The sequence below is a fragment of the Kitasatospora sp. NPDC056651 genome, assembly GCF_042792155.1.
Lineage (GTDB): Bacteria > Actinomycetota > Actinomycetes > Streptomycetales > Streptomycetaceae > Kitasatospora.
In genome coordinates, this window is the sequence record NZ_JBHTWX010000030.1 from 15,978 (window position 1) to 32,592 (window position 16,615).

A 16,615-nucleotide genomic window follows, 5' to 3' on the forward strand; every position below is an offset into this window, starting at 1 on the left:
TCGGGCGCGGCCCCGGAGCGGAGTCGGTGCGGGCCTACGCCGCGCAGGTGCGGTCGCGGGCGGGGAGGCGGCCGTCGGCGAGGTAGGCGTTGACGGCGGTGTCGATGCAGGAGTTGCCGTGGACGCCGTAGTTGGCGTGCTGGTTGGCGCCCGCGAGGGTGAGCAGGCGGGAGCTGGGCAGGCGGCCGTGCAGGGCGACGCTTCCGGTGTAGGGGACGCGGGGATCGCCGGTGGAGGCGACGATCAGGGCCGGGGTGTCGCGGCGGACCCGGACGGGGGCCTCGCGGGGGCCGTCCCAGAAGGCGCAGGGGGTGATGCTCTCGGCCAGCGGGGCGAACAACGGGTGGGCGGCGCGGGTGCGTTCGATGTCGCGCCAGTACGTCTCGAAGTCGCGCGGGGCGGGTACGTCACCGCACAGGATCGCGGTCTGGGCGCTGGCGGTGGCGGAGCCGGCGGGGGTGAACACCGAGCGCAGGAGGCCGGTGAAGGCGGGCGGCAGGGAGGTGGGACGGCCCTGGGCGGCCTGGGCGAGCAGGGACATCTGCTCGGCCAGGGAGGCGCGCGCCGGGTCGGTGTCGTCGGCCATCCCCGTGAAGAGCAGGGCGGGGACCTGGCTGTCGTCGAGGCGGAACGTGTCGGGGGCGGTGCCGACGGTGAGCGGTTCGCGGGAGGAGGCGGCGATGACGCCGTCGAGGGTGGCGCGCACCTGCTCGCGGGTGCGGCCGAGCCCGTAGGTGCTGTCGCGGGTGGCCGTCCAGTCGGCCCAGTCGTCGTACGCCTTCTCGTTCTCCGCCTCGGTGCCCTTCATGAGGCGGGGGCTGTAGCGGTCGGGGTCCAGGGCGCTGTCGAGGACCACCCGGTCGTAGCGGGTGGGGAACATCTGGGTGTAGGCCGTGCCCAGGTAGGTGCCGTAGGAGTAGCCCAGGTAGGAGATCCGCCGTTCGCCGAGCACGCTCCGCACGACGTCGATGTCGCGGGCGGTGTTGCGCGTCGTGACGTGCGGCAGGACCTCGGCGTTGGTGGCCCGGCAGCGGTCCGCGACGTCCCGGGCCCGGGCCACCTGGCGCTCGAAGCCGGCCCGGTCGGGGCCGGCCGACAGCAGGCCCGGCCCGGAGGACAGGCCGCAGTCCAGGGGCGTGCTGCGGCCGGTGAAACGCGGGTCCATCCCGATCACGTCGTAGCGGGCACCGGTCTCCTTCATCACGGGGCGCACGGTGAGCCCGATACCGAGGCCGGGACCGCCCGGGCCTCCGGGGTTGACCAGGAGGGAGCCGATGCGCCGGCGGGTGTCGGTGGCCTTCAGCCGGGATATGGCGACGGTGATGGTCCTGCCGCCGGGGTCGCCGTAGTCGAGCGGCACGGTCACGTCCGCGCACCGCGCGCCCGCGGCGTCGAGGGCTCCGCCAGCCGTGTCGTCCGCGCCCTGGGCGCAGCCGTGCCAGTGCGGGCGCTGCTGGTAGTAGCGGCCGAGCCCGGCGGCGGGGGCCGCGTCGGCGAGGGCCGCGTCGGCGAGGGCGGCGTCGGCGGGCGCCGCGGCGAGGGCGGCGGGTGCGGCGGCCAGGCAGGTGGTGAGGCCGGCGGCGAGGACGAGTGCCGCGGCCGCGGCGCGCCGGACGGCGGTGCCGGTGGTGGTCATGCTGTCTTCTCCCGAGGGGTGACGGACACGTCCGGCCCGGAGGACGCCCGGGCCGTGCCGGTCGAGCCTCTCAACGGGCGCCACTCGAAGACATCGCTGTACAGCACGAACTGGCGGTACGTCAGGCGCAGCAGGGCCAGCCGTCGACCTACGCCCGGCGCACCACGCGCCCGTGTCCGGTCTCGGTGCGGACGCAGTACCGGGCCGGGTAGGGCCGCGCTCCGGCCCGTCCGGAGCCTCGAAGGACGCGAACGCCCGGACGAACGATCAGGTGACGACGGACTCCGGCGACTTGGCGCGCCGTAGCCGGCGCGATCGTGCCGCGGCAGCCACGTGGTCCGCCCAGTCCTTGTGCGGTCGTCGATGGTCGGCAGGTTCACCGCCCGGCCGCATTTCCGGCCGACCTGTCGCGACGGACGGGCCATGCGGAATGATCGGCGCATGGAACGAGTGATCGATCTTGACCAAGCCGTCCTTGAGGTAGGACGACGGAGGGGTCGCTGGGAGGATGCCGGGCTGACGGTCGCACCCGTCACATGGCGCGACGGAGAGCAGACGTGGCCGCAGCAGCTCTACCTGGAACGGAGCGTCGTGGTGGACCCGGACTCCTTCGGCGTCGTCCTCACCGGCATGGGGGGCGGACTGTACGTCGTGCTGTACCGCGGCGGTTGGACCGATGTGGACTACTTTGTGGGCATAGACGATGCCGGCGCCCTCCCGACGACCGGTATCGACTCGGCGGCGGCGTTCGGCGACCAGCTCGACACCTGCGTGTCCAGGGTCTTCGGCCCCCTCCCCGGTGTCGCCGAGTGAACCCGTCGTTCAGCGGCTGACTTCCGGCGAACCAGCCGCTGGGGGCCTCGCCGTGCGACGGATCGGGGCCCGGGCCGCAGGTACCGGCGGGGCGGCTGCGACAATTCGGATCATGACAGCCGACTGGAACAGAGACGGCGTGGCCTTCCGGCGCGCCGCCGGTGAGCACACGCACGAGGTGCTGGGCGTACTCGACGAGGCTGCGGCCTGGCTCGGCACGAAGGGCGTCCGCCAGTGGCCGGCGCGTTTCGGCGCGGACTGGATCGAGGGCGCGATCGCCCGCGGCGAGACCTGGCTGGTGGACGTCGACGGCGAGCCCGCGGGCACGTTCACCCTGGACTGGGCCGACCCGATGTGGGCGGAGCTCGGCGACACCGCCGGGTACGTCCACCGGCTCGCGGTGCGGCGCCGGGTGCCGGGGCTCGGCGCGGTGATCCTGGACCGGGCCCGTGAGGCGGCCCGGGAGCGGGGCGTCGAGGCACTGCGCCTGGACTGCGTCCGGCACAACGAGCGGCTGCGGGCGTACTACGAGGGCCGGGGGTTCGTGCACCGGGGGGACGTGCCGGTGGAGGGCCCGCCCGGGGATCGGCCGGAGGACGTCCGCCCGGCGGTCTGGCTCAGCCGCTACGAACTGGCCCTGCCGCCCAGGACGTGACTCCGGCGCCGTCGGCATTCGAGGCAGTCCTCGCCCTCATCCTGAACGGCCTGGCGCAGCGTGTCGGGGTGCGGTGAGTCGGCTGGTTCCCCTGGGCGGGCGCCGGACAGCCGGGAGATCCACTGGGCGGGTGCGGGGCCACCCCGAGGAGGGGCGTCCGAGGCGCGGTGAGGCCGGGGCGGGGCTGCCGGGTGTGGGCGGGTCAGTCCCCCTGGGACCAGGCGGCGATCGGCAGTGACAGGTAGACGCCGAAGTCGGCGAGTCCGGTCGCGGCGTGGATGTTCGCGTGAAGCGTGTCCACGCGCTCCTGGCGGTTGGCCGCCCTGCTGGCGAACCACTTCGACTTGATCTCGATCACCACGGGCAGCCCGCTGCGGTCCAGCGGGCCCAGCGGCCGGAAGCGGAGCTCGACGTCCCCGGGCTGCAAGTCGCCGTCATACGGCTCCTCGGGGCACTCCACGGCCAGGGACACCAGATGCGGCAGTACCGAACCCAGTGCCCGCAGGGAGGGCTCGGGCACAGTGGGCGCATAGGTCACGTCGACGAGCGGCATACCCGAAACCCTAGACGAAGGCCCGGGGGTGGCGGGGCGGCCGGGCGGACTCGCCCAGCCGGCGGCCCGGTCCGGGAGGTCACCGGCCGCCGTCGCGCAGCAGGAGCAGGTCGCGTCCGCGGGCGAGGGCGCCGTCGGCCCACGGCGGCAGACACTCCTCCAGCAGCCGGACGGCCTCCTCCAGGTCGTCCCCGTGCCAGTCGCCCCCGCCCGGCCAGTCCTCCGCCCGGTCGGCGTCGAAGAGCAGCAACTCCTCGCAGACCGTGTCGAGTTCACCTTTCGTGACGAGTACCGGGAAGGGCCATGGCCGCGACCGGCCGGACGCCTCACGCCACGGGAACGTCCAGCCGAGCTGCCACCGGCCGGCCAGAGCGGGCAGGCCCCAGGCCCGCAGCGGCCCGTCGAGACCGTCCCAGCCGCGACCCGGCAGCACCGCCGCCCCCAGCCGCTCGCCCACGAGCGGGGCGACCAGCTCCAGCAACTCCGTGTAACGCGAGGGCCTGAAGAGGTCCGCACGCCCGTCGACGAGCTCGCGCAGCACGGGCTCCACCGCCGCCGCATCGGCGCACCGCAGCAACTCCTCCCGCCGGCCCGGCTCCCCGATCCGCGCCAGCGCCCGCCGCACGAACTCCTCGTCCCCGCAGCCCGCCAGTGCGAGCAGGGCGTCGCCGTCGACCGCGAACGCCGAAAGATACTGTTCCGCCACAACTTCCAGTGTGGCAGCCGCCCCTGACATCCCCTCCGGCGGCCTCCGCGACCATCCCGCACCTCCCCGACGGCCGGTCCGGGCGCCGCCCGCGCCCCACACCCGATCGGCCGACCCGTACCCGGCCCGACGCTGTGCCCCGGGGAACGACCCTCCGCACCGACCCATCGGACTCCTCCTCGGCCCCTCCACCGGCCAGGCCGTCATCGAACGGACGCGGGCAAGGGGCGGCACCGCCTCGCCGCCGACCCCGGCAGCCGGCCCGGCCCTCGCACCGGGCCCGCCGGTCGCCCGCCCGGCCCGGGGCACGACACCGGCTTCGGCCGTGGGCCATCCGGCACTCGGCATCCCGCGCCCGACATCCGGCATTCGGCCCATCGGACCAATCCTCCAGGGGCGACCTGTGCCCGTCCCTGCCACGGCACCGGCTCGGAATGGCTATGCGCATGGCATGAGAATCACCTGCCGCGCCGCTCTCGGCGTCCCACTGATGACCGCTGCCGCCCTGCTCCTGCCCGTCGGCCCGGCCGCCGCGGCCACCGGCAACCTCTACGTCAACAACGAAGAGGTCTACACGGACCCCTCCGGCTGCTACCCCCTGAAGGACTCCAGCATCGTCGACAACAACACCGACACGGCCACGACCCTCTATTCGGGTCCGGACTGCGACGGAGAGGAGCTCGGCCGCATCATCGCCGGTGACGACGAGATCACCACCGGCGCCCAGAGCCTCTACGTTCCCTGAGTCCCCCACCCGGCCGACTCCCTGCCACCCACACCTGCTCCGGGCTCATCCACGGCCTCGCCGACCTGCGATGCGCCCGGCGCCGGTCGTGAAAGGGCGCCGGCCGTGAGCCGGCCTCGGGTCCCTACAGCTGGCTCAGGATCGTCGGGTCCGTGATCCTGGAGTCGTCGGCCAGCAGCACGGCCTTGCTGAGGATCACCGCCGTCATGCGGTCGCCCTCGAAGGGCAGGTACCCGACCTGCGGGGCGGCCGGGTCGGCCTTGGGGACGATGCACAGGTACTGGTCGTTCGGCGTCATCAGGATGTTCCCCGAGCCGAGGTGGATCCTGTACGTGCGGCGCGATCCCGCCACGTGGAGGAAGCGGCCCTCGATGGTGCAGCGGTCGGCGATCGCCAGCCGGGGGACCAGCCGCTCCAGCAGCGCCCGGCGGGTCTGGGCGTTCTGGCTCAGCTCGCCGAAGCCGTACGAGGTCCAGTACTCGCGGTGGCGGCCCTCGGGCCCGCCGTCCTGCCAGGTCGGGTCGTTGCCGACGCTGGCCACGCCCACGAACAGGTCGACGTCGCGCAGGACCTCGGACAGGACGAGCGGCGGAACGTCGGCGATCGGCAGGGGCTCCACCGGCGCGGCGCCGCCGGACGGCCGCATCCGGTAGTCGCCGCCGTAACAGGCCGCCCGGTTCTGCGGGGTGTCGATCGGTTGACATCCTCTCCGCCCTAAAGGACGGAGATTCCCGCCTGCCTGCCGGTGGTCACCGGGCGGGGCTTCGAGTGGGTTCCTGTTTCTTCGCGCTGTGCCGGGACGAGTCCCGGTCTTACCCGCGCTCCGCAGGCTGACACCGCCAGTCCGGCGGCCTTGGCGACGTTGACCGCCGCGTTGATGTCCCGGTCCAGAACGGTCCCGCAGGCTCTACATGTCCACTCGCGGACGTTGAGGGGCTTGGGGCCGTCCTGGACGCCGCAGGCCGAGCAGACCTGAGACGTGGGCTCGAACCGTCCGACGCGGTGGAACACGCGCCCGTACAGGACAGCCTTGTACTCCAGCGCCCAGCTGCTCGACCAGCGTGCCGGCCCGCCGCTCCCACGCCCGGGTGGGCCTGGCCGCCGTCGCGGTGGTCGCGTGCCGCAGCAGGGCCTTCAGCCCGGGCACGTCCTCGGCCTCCCGCATCGCCCGCTCGGCCCACTCCTCGCCGACGTTGAGGACGGGCTCGGTGAGCCGCTTCGCGAGCGCGCGGACCCGGTCGTCACCGTAGGCGTCCATCGCCGAGCGCCGGAGGACGGCGACGACCTCGGGCGCGAAGGGGCGGCCGTCCTCCAGCTCGGCCTCGGCGAGGGTGATGTAGCGCCGGCCGAACCACAGACTGTGCTGCCGGCCGAGCTCGTCGAGCACCTTCCCGCGCTCCGCCGACCGTCTGCCGGGCCGGTCCGGCAGGGTCCGTTCGATGACGGCGACCAGGCCCAGCACGTTGCCGCGGGCCGCGCCCTCCGTGGGGAGCCGCGCGTCCAGCGCGTCGGCGAGCGCTCCCCTGGCCTCCGCCGGCATCCTGCGCGCCTCGACGAGCACGGCGTCCCACACGCCGGACCACGTCTCGTCGTCACCGGCCGCCAGCCGCACCAGTCCGTCGGCGATCCCCTCCGTCTCCGCCGGGGTGACCGCGCGCCGCCGGAGCAGGTCCATGACGTCGTGGAACTCCACCGTCCTCAGCCCCCCACCAGCGGCACGAGCTTCAGGAACGTGACCTCGGTGCCGAGCACCAGCTCGACCTCCTCCTCCGGGTCGGTGACCTGCCGGTCCCCCACCAGCACGAGGAAGCCGTTGCCCGCGAACGCCGCGGGCGCCAGCCCCCACCCGTCGCTCCGGTGCCCCGCCGTCGTCTCGTCGACGAACATCACGATTCCCATGCCGTGGACAGTACGGGCCCCCTGTGACACCGCCGCCGGAGCTCCCGGGGCCGGACCGTCCACGGTCGGGATCCACCGGGTCACGGATCCGTCCGATCGGCCGCCGGCGCGCGGGCCCGGCGTTCGACGAGGGCCCAACTGGCCTCCCGTGACCGCACCGTGGCCGCCTCGGCCGGGCGGGGCTCGTATCATGCTCCCCAGGGGACGACAGGGCGCGGGGCCGACAGCCGGTCCCGTCCAGCACGAGGGGGCTGACGGTGAACCTGATCGAGAACGGGATCTTCTTCGGCGCTGTCGTCCAGGGCCGCGAGGTCACCGTCCGGTTGCCGCCGCGGATCACGCCGGCCCTGTCCGGACTCCCCTCACCGACATCGACCTTCACCGGGCGCGACGACGTGGTGGAGGACCTCCTGCGGGACCTCGCCCCGGAGCAGCCGCACTCCCCCGTCCTGGTCACCGCGATCGCCGGCCTCGCCGGCGTCGGCAAGACGGAACTCGTCCTCCAGGTCGCCACCCGGGCGCTGCGCCGACCGGACTGGTTCCCCGGCGGCGCCCTGTTCGTCGACCTGCTCGGCTACGACGACGACCGCCGGGTCGCTCCCGCACAGGCCCTCGAAGGGCTCCTCCGCGCCCTCGGAATCCCGCCCGAGCACATCCCGCCCGACCTCCAGGACCGGGAGCGCCTCTACCGGTCCGTGGTGAGCTGCTACGCGGAGCACGGACAGCGGCTGCTCATCGTCCTCGACAACGCCTGCGCCCCGTGGCAGGTCACCCCGCTGCTCCCGGCGGACGGGACCGCCGACACGCTGGTGACGTCCCGCCACACGCTCGCCATCGACGCCCGGCTGCACGACCTGGACGTGCTCGACGTCGACGCGTCGACCGAACTGGTCCGCCGCTGCCTGCGACGGGCCCGGGGCGAGGGTGACACCCGGGTGGACGACGACCCCGGGTCCGCCGCGCGGATCGCCGAGTTGTGCGGACGCCTCCCGCTGGCGCTGCAGATCTGCGCCGCCATCCTCGCCGACACGCCCCGGCAGCCGCTGCGCGCCTTCGCCGACTCCCTCGAAGCGACCCGCAACCGGCTCGACCGGATCAGCCGCGAGAACCTCGCCGTTCGCGCGGCCTTCGACCTGTCCTACCGCCAGCTGTCGCCGCAACAGGCCGCGCTGTTCCGACTGCTGTCCGCCAACCCCGGCCCCGACCTCTCCACCGAGGCCGCCGGGTACCTCCTGTCCGTCGACACGGACGAGGCCGAGGCACTCCTCCAGGACCTCGCCCGCGCCCACCTGGTGGAACCCGGCCAGGCCTGGGGCCGCTGGCGCCTGCACGACCTGGTTCGGATCTACTCCGACCAGCTGGGACGGGAGACCGCTGACGCGGACGACCGCGCGAAGGCCCGGGACCGCCTGTTCTGGCACTATCTGCACTGCGTGTCCGCCGCGGCGACCCACCTCCGGCCGGGGCCCGACACCGAGCTCTCGCCGCACTTCGAGCACCGGAGCGAGGCCACCACCTGGCTGGAGAGCGAGCGCCGGAACCTGATCGCGATGGTCGAGGCCAGCGAGGACTCCGGGATCGCCTTCCGCGTGTCCTTCACCATCCCGGACTACTTCGAGAAGCACCGGCTCTTCGAGGAGTGGCTGATGCTCTGCGAGGCGGGCGTGCGCAGCTTCCGAAGGTCCGGCGACCGGCACAGCGAAGCGATGGCGCTGGACAACTCCGGTCTCGCGCTGGCCAGGTTGAGGCGTTACGGCGAAGCCCTCACCCGGCACCGCCGGGCGGCGGCCGTCTTCGCGGAACTCGACGACCGCCGCTGCGGCGGGATCGCGCACACCAATCTCAGCAGCTCGCTCAACGACAACGGGCAGTTCGACGAAGCCGTCACCGCCGGCAGGCAAGCGCTGGCCACCGCCCGGGAGTTCTCGGACCGCGATCTCGAATCCAAGGCGCTGCTGAACATCGGCCACGGTCTCCAGGGTGGAGGCCGCCCCGAGGAGGCGGTGCGGCTCTTCACCGAGGCCGAGAACGTCGCCCGCGCGGCCGGGGACCGCCACAACGAGGCCTCCGCACTCGCCGACAAGGCGCCCGCCCTGGAGGAACTCGGCCGTGCCAAGGAGGCCCTGAGGGCGCTCACTCGGGCCGCACAGCTGTTCGCCGAGGTCGGCGACCACTACAGGAAGGCCGGCACGCTGATCAACCGGGGCGTCGTGATCACGCGCTCCGGCGGCACCGCCAAGAAGGCCGTCGCCCTGTTCGCCCAGGCCGTGGAGATCCTCGTGGCCGAGGAGGCCACCCACGACCTCGCGACCGCCCGCGCGAACCTCTCGCTGGCCCTGGCCTCGGCCGGCCGCTTCGAGGGCGCGACCGCCGAGGCGGCGAAGGCCGTGGAGGTGTTCCGGGCCCTCGGCGACGATGTCACCGCCGCCGCCCTGGAGGCGGACCTCCGATCCCTGCTCCAGGAGACGAGAACGTCCGGCCCGCCCGCGCCACGCCGATCGTCACCGACCCGCCGCTGAATCCGGACGGCCGACGGCCGCTCAGGCCACCCTCCGACGGCGCCGCGCGGCGCCGGGGTGACAGGAGCCGCTGCCCGGGGCGGCCTGCGGCGACGGGCAGCGAGCCGAGGGCGAGCAGGCGGTCGCGGGTGGAAGGGCGCGGGCTTGCGGTGCGGGTGGTCGGCATGCGGAAAAGGCCAGCGAATTCCGGGAGTTGGCGGAACACCAACAGCCGGGCGCAGTCGGGTGGCGGTGGGCGGGTCAGGGGCGCGCCGGGGAAGGTCACCCGAACGTGTCCCTGCCGGCGGAACCGCGTCCGGTGGGCGGGGCCGGGGCGAACGAACCCACCGGCACCCGGAGGGGCAACCCACCACCCGCCGATGAGGCTCCCCCGTCGGCCGGGCGGCACACCACGCACACCACGCACACCACCCGACTACAGCGGGTTTCCGGCATTCGCGCAGGTCGCGGGTGCCCTGCGCGGCCTGCCCGGGTCCTACGCCTCGGGCGTGTCACGCCCCCGTGTCACGCCCTTGCCGGTCAGGAGCGGCGTCACCGGAAGCGGTGACGCTTCGTGCCGGCGGCCGTTCCCCGGACGCCGCGGGCCGCTCCCGAGGGCAGGCGCGCACGGGGCCCGGCCGTCGGAGCGGTCAACCTGCTGCCGCAGGCACCGGGCAGAAATCGCCCTCCCGCGGCCGTTCGCCTTCTCGGAGCGGTAAGTTGACGCCTGCCACCTACGAGAAGGACGCCGACGTGACCATCGACAAGGCCGCCCTCGGCAACGCCGTGAAGGCCGTCGCCGCCGCCGCGCACGCCGATGACGCGGCCGCCCTGTACCAGGCCGTGATGCCCCCGGCCGGCACGAAGACGCCCCCGGCCGAGGCCGCCGCCTGGTTCGGCACGCTCCTCATCCACCTGGCCCTCACCGCCGCCACCGATTCGAGGCTGGCACGCGGCACCTCCCGGGAAGCCGTCTCGGGGTGGATCGGGGAACAGCTGGGCCCGCCGCCCACTCCCGCGCGGCTGCGCGCCGAGGACCCCGGCCGCATCGACCACCTCCAGGCGGTCAGCCTCGCCGAGAGCTACTCCCAGTGCCGCGAGTACGCCACCGACCTGATCGGGATCGGTCTGGCCGATCCGGACGAGGCACCGGCCGAGCGAGCCATCAACGCCCACTGCACGGTGACGAACGACAAGGACACCCGGATCACCGTCATGGCGATGCTCGGCCGCCTCGCCGCCGACCCGCGCGGGCGCGACTGACGGCACCCCCGCCCCGTCGCCGTGGGGCTGCCGGCTCCCCGGGCCGGGCCCGGGGACGGAGGGCACGACTCGGGGGCCCGGTGTCCGCCGCGGCCCGGACCGCGAGACGGAGCGGCGCACGAACGGCAGCCGCCCGTGCCGACCGGGCCGACACGCCCGGCCCTGGGTGGCCGTCGACACCGACTCCCCGTTCGCGGCGGCGAGTTGACCGAGCCGCGACATCGGCGGATCGAGGGGCGCGGTCACGCTCCGGCCCGAACCGATAATGGACATGCCGAATGCGGCCCACCACAACCGGTCCCGGTTCCCGCACGGCGGGCCGGGGTCCCGGGTGGCATGAAGGGAGCGGGTGTGTCGTTTCTCAGGGACGGTCGTCGACAGGAGTTCAGCCGACGGGGGTTCGTCGGGGCCGCGGCCCTCGCGGGCGCCGGTGCCGCGTTCGGCCCGGTCGCGGCGTCCGCCGGCCCCGAGGGGGCGAGGGCCCAGGCCGGCCCGCGGTCGAGGACGCTGGAGTTCACCGAGGGCACCAACGCCGGCATCGCGCTCTCACCCGACGGCGAGCGGCTGATCGTCGAGGTCCAGGGCGTGCTGTGGGGGCTGCCCCGGGCCGGCGGGACGGCGACCGCCCTGACCGCCCCCGAGCTGGAGCCGACCCGGCCGGTGTGGTCGCCGGACGGATCGACCGTCGCCTTCTGCGCGTACCGGGGCGGGGGCTTCCACCTGTGGGCCATGGCGCCGGACGGGTCGGACCTGCGGCAGCTGACCTCGGGGCCGTGGGACGACCGGGGCGTGTCCTGGTCCCCGGACGGGCGGCACCTCGCGTTCTCCTCCGAACGCGCGGGCGACGCGGTGGCCGGCAGCTCGTACGACGTGTGGACGGTGGAGGTCGCCACCGGCCGGCTGACCCGGCTGACCGACCGGGCGGGGGCCGAGGACCACGACCCCTCGTGGCACCCGGCCGGCGACCGGGTCCTCTTCGTCCGGTCCGACGCCGCCGGCGGGCGGACCATCGCCTCCGTACCGGCCACCGGCGGTCCGGTGTCCTTCGAACGCACCGTCACCACCGGCACGGTGGTCTGCCCCGTGGCGTCCCGGGACGGCCGCCTGGCCTACGTGTGGGTCGCCGACTCGTCCGCCGAGACCTCCTACCGGTCGGCGTCCTCCTCGCTGGCCGTCGACGGCGAGGTGGTCTCGGGCGACGAGGACGTCTCACCCATGCCGCCGTGCTGGACCCCCGACGGCGGGATCCTCTACTTCGCCGACGGCCGGATCACCGACCGCTCCCCCGCGCCGGGCACCGCGCGGCAGATCCCGTTCACCGCGCGCACCCCGGTGCCGAGACCCGAATACCGGCGCAAGGCACGGGACTTCGACTCCACCTCCGAGCGGGACGTCCTCGGCGTCCACCTGCCCGCGCTCTCGCCGGACGGGCGGTCCGTCGCCTTCTGCGCGCTCAACGCGCTGTGGCTGATGCCGATCGGAGGGCGGCCGCGCAAGCTCTTCCAGGCGGCCCCCGCCCACTACGTGCAGATGCCCTCCTGGAGCCGGGACGGGCGCGACATCCTGTACGTGTACGACGGGGACGCGGACGGTGACGGCCTGGGCGCCGTGCACCGCCTGACACTCCGGGACCAGGCCGACACGGTCCTCGCCCGCGGCGGCCGGTTCAACCCGGCGCTCTCCCCCGACGGCACCCGGCTGGCCTGCCAGGACGTCCTGGGCAACCTCCTCCTCGTCGACCCCGCCACCGGGACCGAGCGCCTCCTCGCGACCCCTGTCGGAGCCAACGGCCTGCCCGGGAGGCCGAGTTGGTCCCCCGACGGCCGCCACATCGCGCTGTGCGACCGCAACCGTCTCAACCACCGCTTCCGCGAGGGCTACAACGTCATCCGGGTGATCGACACCCGCGACGGCTCCGCGCGCTCCTTCCTGCCCCTGCCGGACACCTCGGTGGCCGACCGCTGCGACAGCGGCCCGGTCTGGTCGCCCGACGGCGCGTGGCTGGCGCTCGTCGTGGAATCCGCGCTGTGGGTCCTGCCCGTCACCGCGGACGGCACGCCCGGCGGCGAGGCGCGGCGGATCACCGACGAGCCGGCCGACCACCCGTCCTGGTCCGGCGACTCCGCCCGGCTGCTCCACCTCACCAACGGGCGGCTGCGACTGATCGGCCGCGACGGCTCCGACCCGCGCACCGTCCCCGTCCCGCTGCGCACGGCCCGCGCCCGGCCGCCGCGCTCCGACGTCACCCGCATCCACGCCGCCCGCCTGTGGGACGGCACCGGCGAGAACCTCCGCGAGGACGTCGACGTCGTCGTCTGCGGCAACCGCGTCACCGCCGTCGAACCGCACCGCCCGGGTGCCCGCCGCGCGGGCGAGCGGCTGATCGACGCCACCGGCTGCACGGTCCTGCCCGGCCTGTGGGACGCCCACACCCACCCCTACCTGAACACCTACGGCGGCCGCGAGCCCCGACTGCTGCTCGCCTACGGGATCACCGGCACCGCCTCGATGGGCGGCTTCGCCTACGAGCAGGCGCGCCTGCGCGAGTCCGCCGACGCCCGGCTGGTGGACGGGCCCCGGTTCCTGACGACCGGCGAGCTGCTCGACGGCAGCCGCGTCGCGTACAGCATGGGCCGCGCCCACCGCACCGACGACGGGATGCGGCGCAGCCTGGAGCGCGCGGTGGCACTGGACCAGGACTTCGTCAAGACCTACGTGAGGGCGCCCGCCCGGTTCATGGCGCAGGCCGCGCGGACGGCCCACGAGCGCCTCGGGGTGCCCTCCGGCAGCCACCTGCTGACACCCGGGATCCAGGTGGGGCAGGACCTGACGGCCCACCTGTCGGCGACGCAGCGCCAGGAGTACGGCCGGGTGGTCTCCCCCACGGGGCACAGCTACCAGGACGTCCGGGAGATCTACCGCGGCGGGGACTTCGCGATCATCGTCACCCCCTTCTCCGCCTACCACCTGCTCGGCGACTACCCGGAGCTGGCCCGGGACCCCAGGGTGACCGCGCTGATGCCGCCCTGGGACGCTGCCGGCGTGCGGCGGCGGGCGGCGACGCCGGTCACGGAGGCCCAGCGGCAGGCCGTCCGGATCGAGATGGACGTCTACCGGAGGATCCTCGCCGACGGCGGGGCGCTCGCCCTGGGCACCGACTCCCCGCTCACCCCCGTCGGCCTCCACCTGCACCTCGGCCTGCGCGCCCTGCACCGCTACGCGGGCCTGACCCCGGCCCAGGCGCTGCGCACGGCCACGGCGGCCCCGGCCCGGCTGTTCGGCCTGGCGGACGACCTGGGCACGGTGGAGCCCGGCAAGCTGGCGGACCTGACCGTGGTCGAGGGCGACCCGTTCCACGACTTCTCCGACCTGACGCGCACCTCCTGGGTGATGCGCGACGGGGTGGTCCACCGGAGCGCCGATCTGACGGACGAGCGCGGGCGGGATCCGGCGGCGGAGCGGTCGCCGGGCCGGGACGAGGACTGGGACGCGATCGGCCGGGCGCTGCGCCGCGACGGCTGCTGCGCCCCGCACTGAGCCCCCGCCGAAGTGGCCGGATCTTCGTCCATCTCGGGACCCGCCACCCGGGCGTCGGCCGCCCCGACGACGGCCGGCCCTGGTCCGGTTCCTCCGACGCGCCCGCTCGCCCGAGCCGGCGGCGCTTCGTGGCCACCCAGCGTAGGGCCGGCGGAACTCCTCTGTACATGGGCGGGAGTTGACGATCTGTCAGCGTTCGACCGGCCCCACTGGGGCCGGTGCGGGACGAGCGGTGGCCGCGACGGGCGAACCGTTCTGTGGCGGCTGGTTATTCCCCTGGAGAGCGGCGGCTTTCGGCCACCTTGGGCGACGTACGGTCCGGACCGCGCCGCCGCCCGGACGGGCCCACGTCGGCGCTCGGCCGGGAAATCCACTGGCCACGCGTCAGATCACCGGAAGTGAGGCTGCCCTAACCCGCGCCCCGACCGGATCGAAGGACCCTGTCCACTTCGGGGTACCGGCCGGATCCGGTGCTCCGCACGCTCCTTGACAGGCACTCGCGGATCCGGTGAAGCTCATCGCGGCAACCGGCACGACTCCCCGTGTTCTCCCGCTCCACTCCGGCCCTTTCCGCGAGGCGATCCCCCCGGCGGTGCCCTCGTCCGGGAGAGAGCGGGAGACGAGGGCGGACGCGGCCTCCCCATCGGTCGGGACCCATCGATCCGCCCCTCGATCCGCCCCTCGACCTGCCCTTCGCATCCGGAGCCGCATCCGGAGCCGCATTCCGTACCACGGCGCCGGAATCCCCCCTTCCCCCCGACGGCGTCGCACCGGTCGGCCCGCCCCCGAGGACCCGTGCGCCGACCCGTCGCCTCCGTACCACCGCACGGAAGGAACAGTCATGTCGCAGAGAACCTGGGACGACCAACCGCGCCCGGCCCGGCTGGAGGAGCGTCTGGACGACGACGTCGTCCGATGTCATCTCAGTCCCCGGAACTGCCGGATACGCCCCGGCCAGCACGGATTCTGCATGGTCCGGGCCAATCGGGACGGCCGTCTGGTGACCCTGAACTACGGGCGCTCCGTCCACGCCACCGAGGAGACCATCGAGACCGAGGCGGTGTTCCACTACGCGCCCGGCGCCCGGATCCTCTCCATGGGCAACGTCGGCTGCATGCTGAACTGCGACTACTGCCACAACTGGAAGACCTCGCAGGCGCGCCACGTGGAGGACAAGGACGTCTACCGCTACACGCCCGAGGAAGTCGTGGACATCGCCGTCCGGCACGGCATCAAGGTCATCTCCTGGACCTACAACGACCCGGTGGTGTGGCACGAGTTCGTGGTCGAGACGGCGGCCCTCGCCAAGGCGGCCGGAATCGTCAACCTCTACAAGTCCGCGTTCTTCATCAGCGGCGAGGCGATCGAGGAACTGATCCCGGTCATCGACATCTTCTCGGTGTCGATCAAGTCCCTGGACCCGAAGTACTACCGGAAGATCACCAAGGGCTGGCTGGAACCGGTCCTGGAGGGCACCGAGCAGGTGTTCCGGGCCGGCAAGCACGTCGAGGTCTCCACGCTGATGGTCACCGACCTCAGCGACGACGAGAAGACCGCCCGGGAGATGGCGGCCTTCGTCGGCGAGCGGCTCAGTCCCGACGTGCCCACGCACTTCGTGCGCTTCCACCCGGACTACAAGATGACCGACACCATCCGCACCCCGGTCGACCGCCTGGAACGGGCCCGCAAGACCGCCCTGGACATGGGGCTGAACCACGTCTACCTGGGGAACGTGTACGACACCGAGTCGACCAACACCTGGTGCCACCGGTGCGGCCTGCTCCAGATCACCCGGTACGGCCTCAACGCCGACCTGGTCGGCCTGGACCGGGACGGCGCCTGCGCCGGGTGCGGTGCCCGCGCCTCGATCGTCCTGCTGCCCGACGCCCGGTCGCGGACGCGGGTGCCGGACCTGCCCGCCGAGGGCCTGGACCTGGCCCGCTTCGACTGGCACGGCGACGTCCGCGCCCTGCACGTCCAGGTGCGCAACACCTCCGACGCGCCGGTTCGGGCCTACCACCGCCGCTACGGCGACCCGGACGCGGAGCAGTCGTGGCAGGTCATCGACCTGGCCCCGCGGGAGAGCTTCCGGTACATCGCCGCCAAGAGCACGGCGGGCGAGGTCGGCGTCCAGGTGGCCGTCCCCTCCCAATGCACGTCCAGCCTGCACCAGGTCTTCGACCGCGCCCACTTCCCGACCGTGGACGCCTCCGCCGGGACGCTGAACGAGGACGTCTCGCCGCTGCCCCTCTTCCAGCCCCGCACCAGGTCATGACCGGCCCCGCGCACGCGACCGAGCAGGGAGCGGCG

At 74.0% G+C, this 16,615-nt stretch carries 12 protein-coding genes and 1 pseudogene; 7 read left to right on the forward strand and 6 right to left on the reverse strand.

Going from position 1 to position 16,615, the window contains the following annotated elements:
- Positions 1–34: 34 nt before the first annotated feature.
- The gene (locus ACFRAR_RS14565) at positions 35–1,636 is read right to left on the reverse strand and encodes an alpha/beta hydrolase (RefSeq protein ID WP_380698367.1); all 1,602 of its coding nucleotides are present in this window, start codon (positions 1,634–1,636) and stop codon (positions 35–37) included.
- A gap of 441 nt (positions 1,637–2,077) precedes the next feature.
- Here ACFRAR_RS14565 and ACFRAR_RS14570 point away from each other — a divergent pair, with 441 nt between their 5' ends.
- Positions 2,078–2,449: a hypothetical protein gene (locus tag ACFRAR_RS14570; protein WP_380698369.1), complete on the forward strand. Its 372-nt coding sequence runs from the start codon at positions 2,078–2,080 to the stop codon at positions 2,447–2,449.
- Between the two features lie 112 nt (positions 2,450–2,561).
- Entirely contained in the window at positions 2,562–3,104 is a 543-nt protein-coding gene (locus ACFRAR_RS14575) for a GNAT family N-acetyltransferase (RefSeq protein WP_380698370.1), read from the forward strand.
- Between the two features lie 202 nt (positions 3,105–3,306).
- On the opposite strand, the gene ACFRAR_RS14580 is transcribed toward ACFRAR_RS14575, so the two are convergent.
- Positions 3,307–3,657, reverse strand: coding sequence for a hypothetical protein (locus tag ACFRAR_RS14580; protein ID WP_380698372.1), 351 nt, complete (start codon positions 3,655–3,657; stop codon positions 3,307–3,309).
- A 79-nt stretch (positions 3,658–3,736) separates the two neighbouring features.
- The gene (locus ACFRAR_RS14585) at positions 3,737–4,363 is read right to left on the reverse strand and encodes a hypothetical protein (RefSeq protein WP_380698373.1); all 627 of its coding nucleotides are present in this window, start codon (positions 4,361–4,363) and stop codon (positions 3,737–3,739) included.
- Between the two features lie 451 nt (positions 4,364–4,814).
- On the opposite strand from ACFRAR_RS14585, the gene ACFRAR_RS14590 reads away from it, so the two are divergent.
- Positions 4,815–5,108 carry a hypothetical protein gene (locus ACFRAR_RS14590; RefSeq protein WP_380698375.1) on the forward strand — a complete coding sequence of 98 codons (294 nt, stop codon included), beginning with the start codon at positions 4,815–4,817 and terminating at the stop codon, positions 5,106–5,108.
- A 124-nt stretch (positions 5,109–5,232) separates the two neighbouring features.
- On the opposite strand, the gene ACFRAR_RS14595 is transcribed toward ACFRAR_RS14590, so the two are convergent.
- The 3 genes and pseudogenes from ACFRAR_RS14595 to ACFRAR_RS14605 form a co-directional block, all read right to left on the reverse strand.
- Entirely contained in the window at positions 5,233–5,754 is a 522-nt protein-coding gene (locus tag ACFRAR_RS14595) for a hypothetical protein (protein WP_380698376.1), read from the reverse strand.
- 68 nt (positions 5,755–5,822) lie between these two features.
- A pseudogene (locus ACFRAR_RS14600) lies at positions 5,823–6,173 on the reverse strand (zinc ribbon domain-containing protein); the annotation flags it as partial.
- Positions 6,174–6,806: 633 nt separating this feature from the next.
- Positions 6,807–7,007 (reverse strand): hypothetical protein, encoded by a 201-nt coding sequence (locus ACFRAR_RS14605; protein ID WP_380698378.1) that lies wholly within the window; start codon positions 7,005–7,007, stop codon positions 6,807–6,809.
- A 257-nt stretch (positions 7,008–7,264) separates the two neighbouring features.
- Here ACFRAR_RS14605 and ACFRAR_RS14610 point away from each other — a divergent pair, with 257 nt between their 5' ends.
- From ACFRAR_RS14610 to amrS, 4 genes are all read left to right on the forward strand, one after another.
- Positions 7,265–9,526 carry a tetratricopeptide repeat protein gene (locus ACFRAR_RS14610; RefSeq protein WP_380698380.1) on the forward strand — a complete coding sequence of 754 codons (2,262 nt, stop codon included), beginning with the start codon at positions 7,265–7,267 and terminating at the stop codon, positions 9,524–9,526.
- Between the two features lie 699 nt (positions 9,527–10,225).
- Positions 10,226–10,768: a hypothetical protein gene (locus tag ACFRAR_RS14615; protein ID WP_380698382.1), complete on the forward strand. Its 543-nt coding sequence runs from the start codon at positions 10,226–10,228 to the stop codon at positions 10,766–10,768.
- Between the two features lie 336 nt (positions 10,769–11,104).
- Positions 11,105–14,305: an amidohydrolase family protein gene (locus tag ACFRAR_RS14620; RefSeq protein ID WP_380698384.1), complete on the forward strand. Its 3,201-nt coding sequence runs from the start codon at positions 11,105–11,107 to the stop codon at positions 14,303–14,305.
- An 841-nt stretch (positions 14,306–15,146) separates the two neighbouring features.
- Entirely contained in the window at positions 15,147–16,580 is a 1,434-nt protein-coding gene (amrS, locus tag ACFRAR_RS14625; RefSeq protein WP_380698386.1) for an AmmeMemoRadiSam system radical SAM enzyme, read from the forward strand.
- Positions 16,581–16,615 lie beyond the last annotated feature (35 nt).

Coding starts and splice junctions, on each gene's coding strand:
- ACFRAR_RS14565 (WP_380698367.1), bottom strand. CDS start 1,636: ATGACCACCACCGGCACCGCCGTCCGGCGCGCCGCGGCCGCGGCACTC.
- ACFRAR_RS14570 (WP_380698369.1), top strand. CDS start 2,078: ATGGAACGAGTGATCGATCTTGACCAAGCCGTCCTTGAGGTAGGACGA.
- ACFRAR_RS14575 (WP_380698370.1), top strand. CDS start 2,562: ATGACAGCCGACTGGAACAGAGACGGCGTGGCCTTCCGGCGCGCCGCC.
- ACFRAR_RS14580 (WP_380698372.1), bottom strand. CDS start 3,657: ATGCCGCTCGTCGACGTGACCTATGCGCCCACTGTGCCCGAGCCCTCC.
- ACFRAR_RS14590 (WP_380698375.1), top strand. CDS start 4,815: ATGAGAATCACCTGCCGCGCCGCTCTCGGCGTCCCACTGATGACCGCT.
- ACFRAR_RS14595 (WP_380698376.1), bottom strand. CDS start 5,754: ATGCGGCCGTCCGGCGGCGCCGCGCCGGTGGAGCCCCTGCCGATCGCC.
- ACFRAR_RS14605 (WP_380698378.1), bottom strand. CDS start 7,007: ATGGGAATCGTGATGTTCGTCGACGAGACGACGGCGGGGCACCGGAGC.
- ACFRAR_RS14620 (WP_380698384.1), top strand. CDS start 11,105: ATGAAGGGAGCGGGTGTGTCGTTTCTCAGGGACGGTCGTCGACAGGAG.
- amrS (WP_380698386.1), top strand. CDS start 15,147: ATGTCGCAGAGAACCTGGGACGACCAACCGCGCCCGGCCCGGCTGGAG.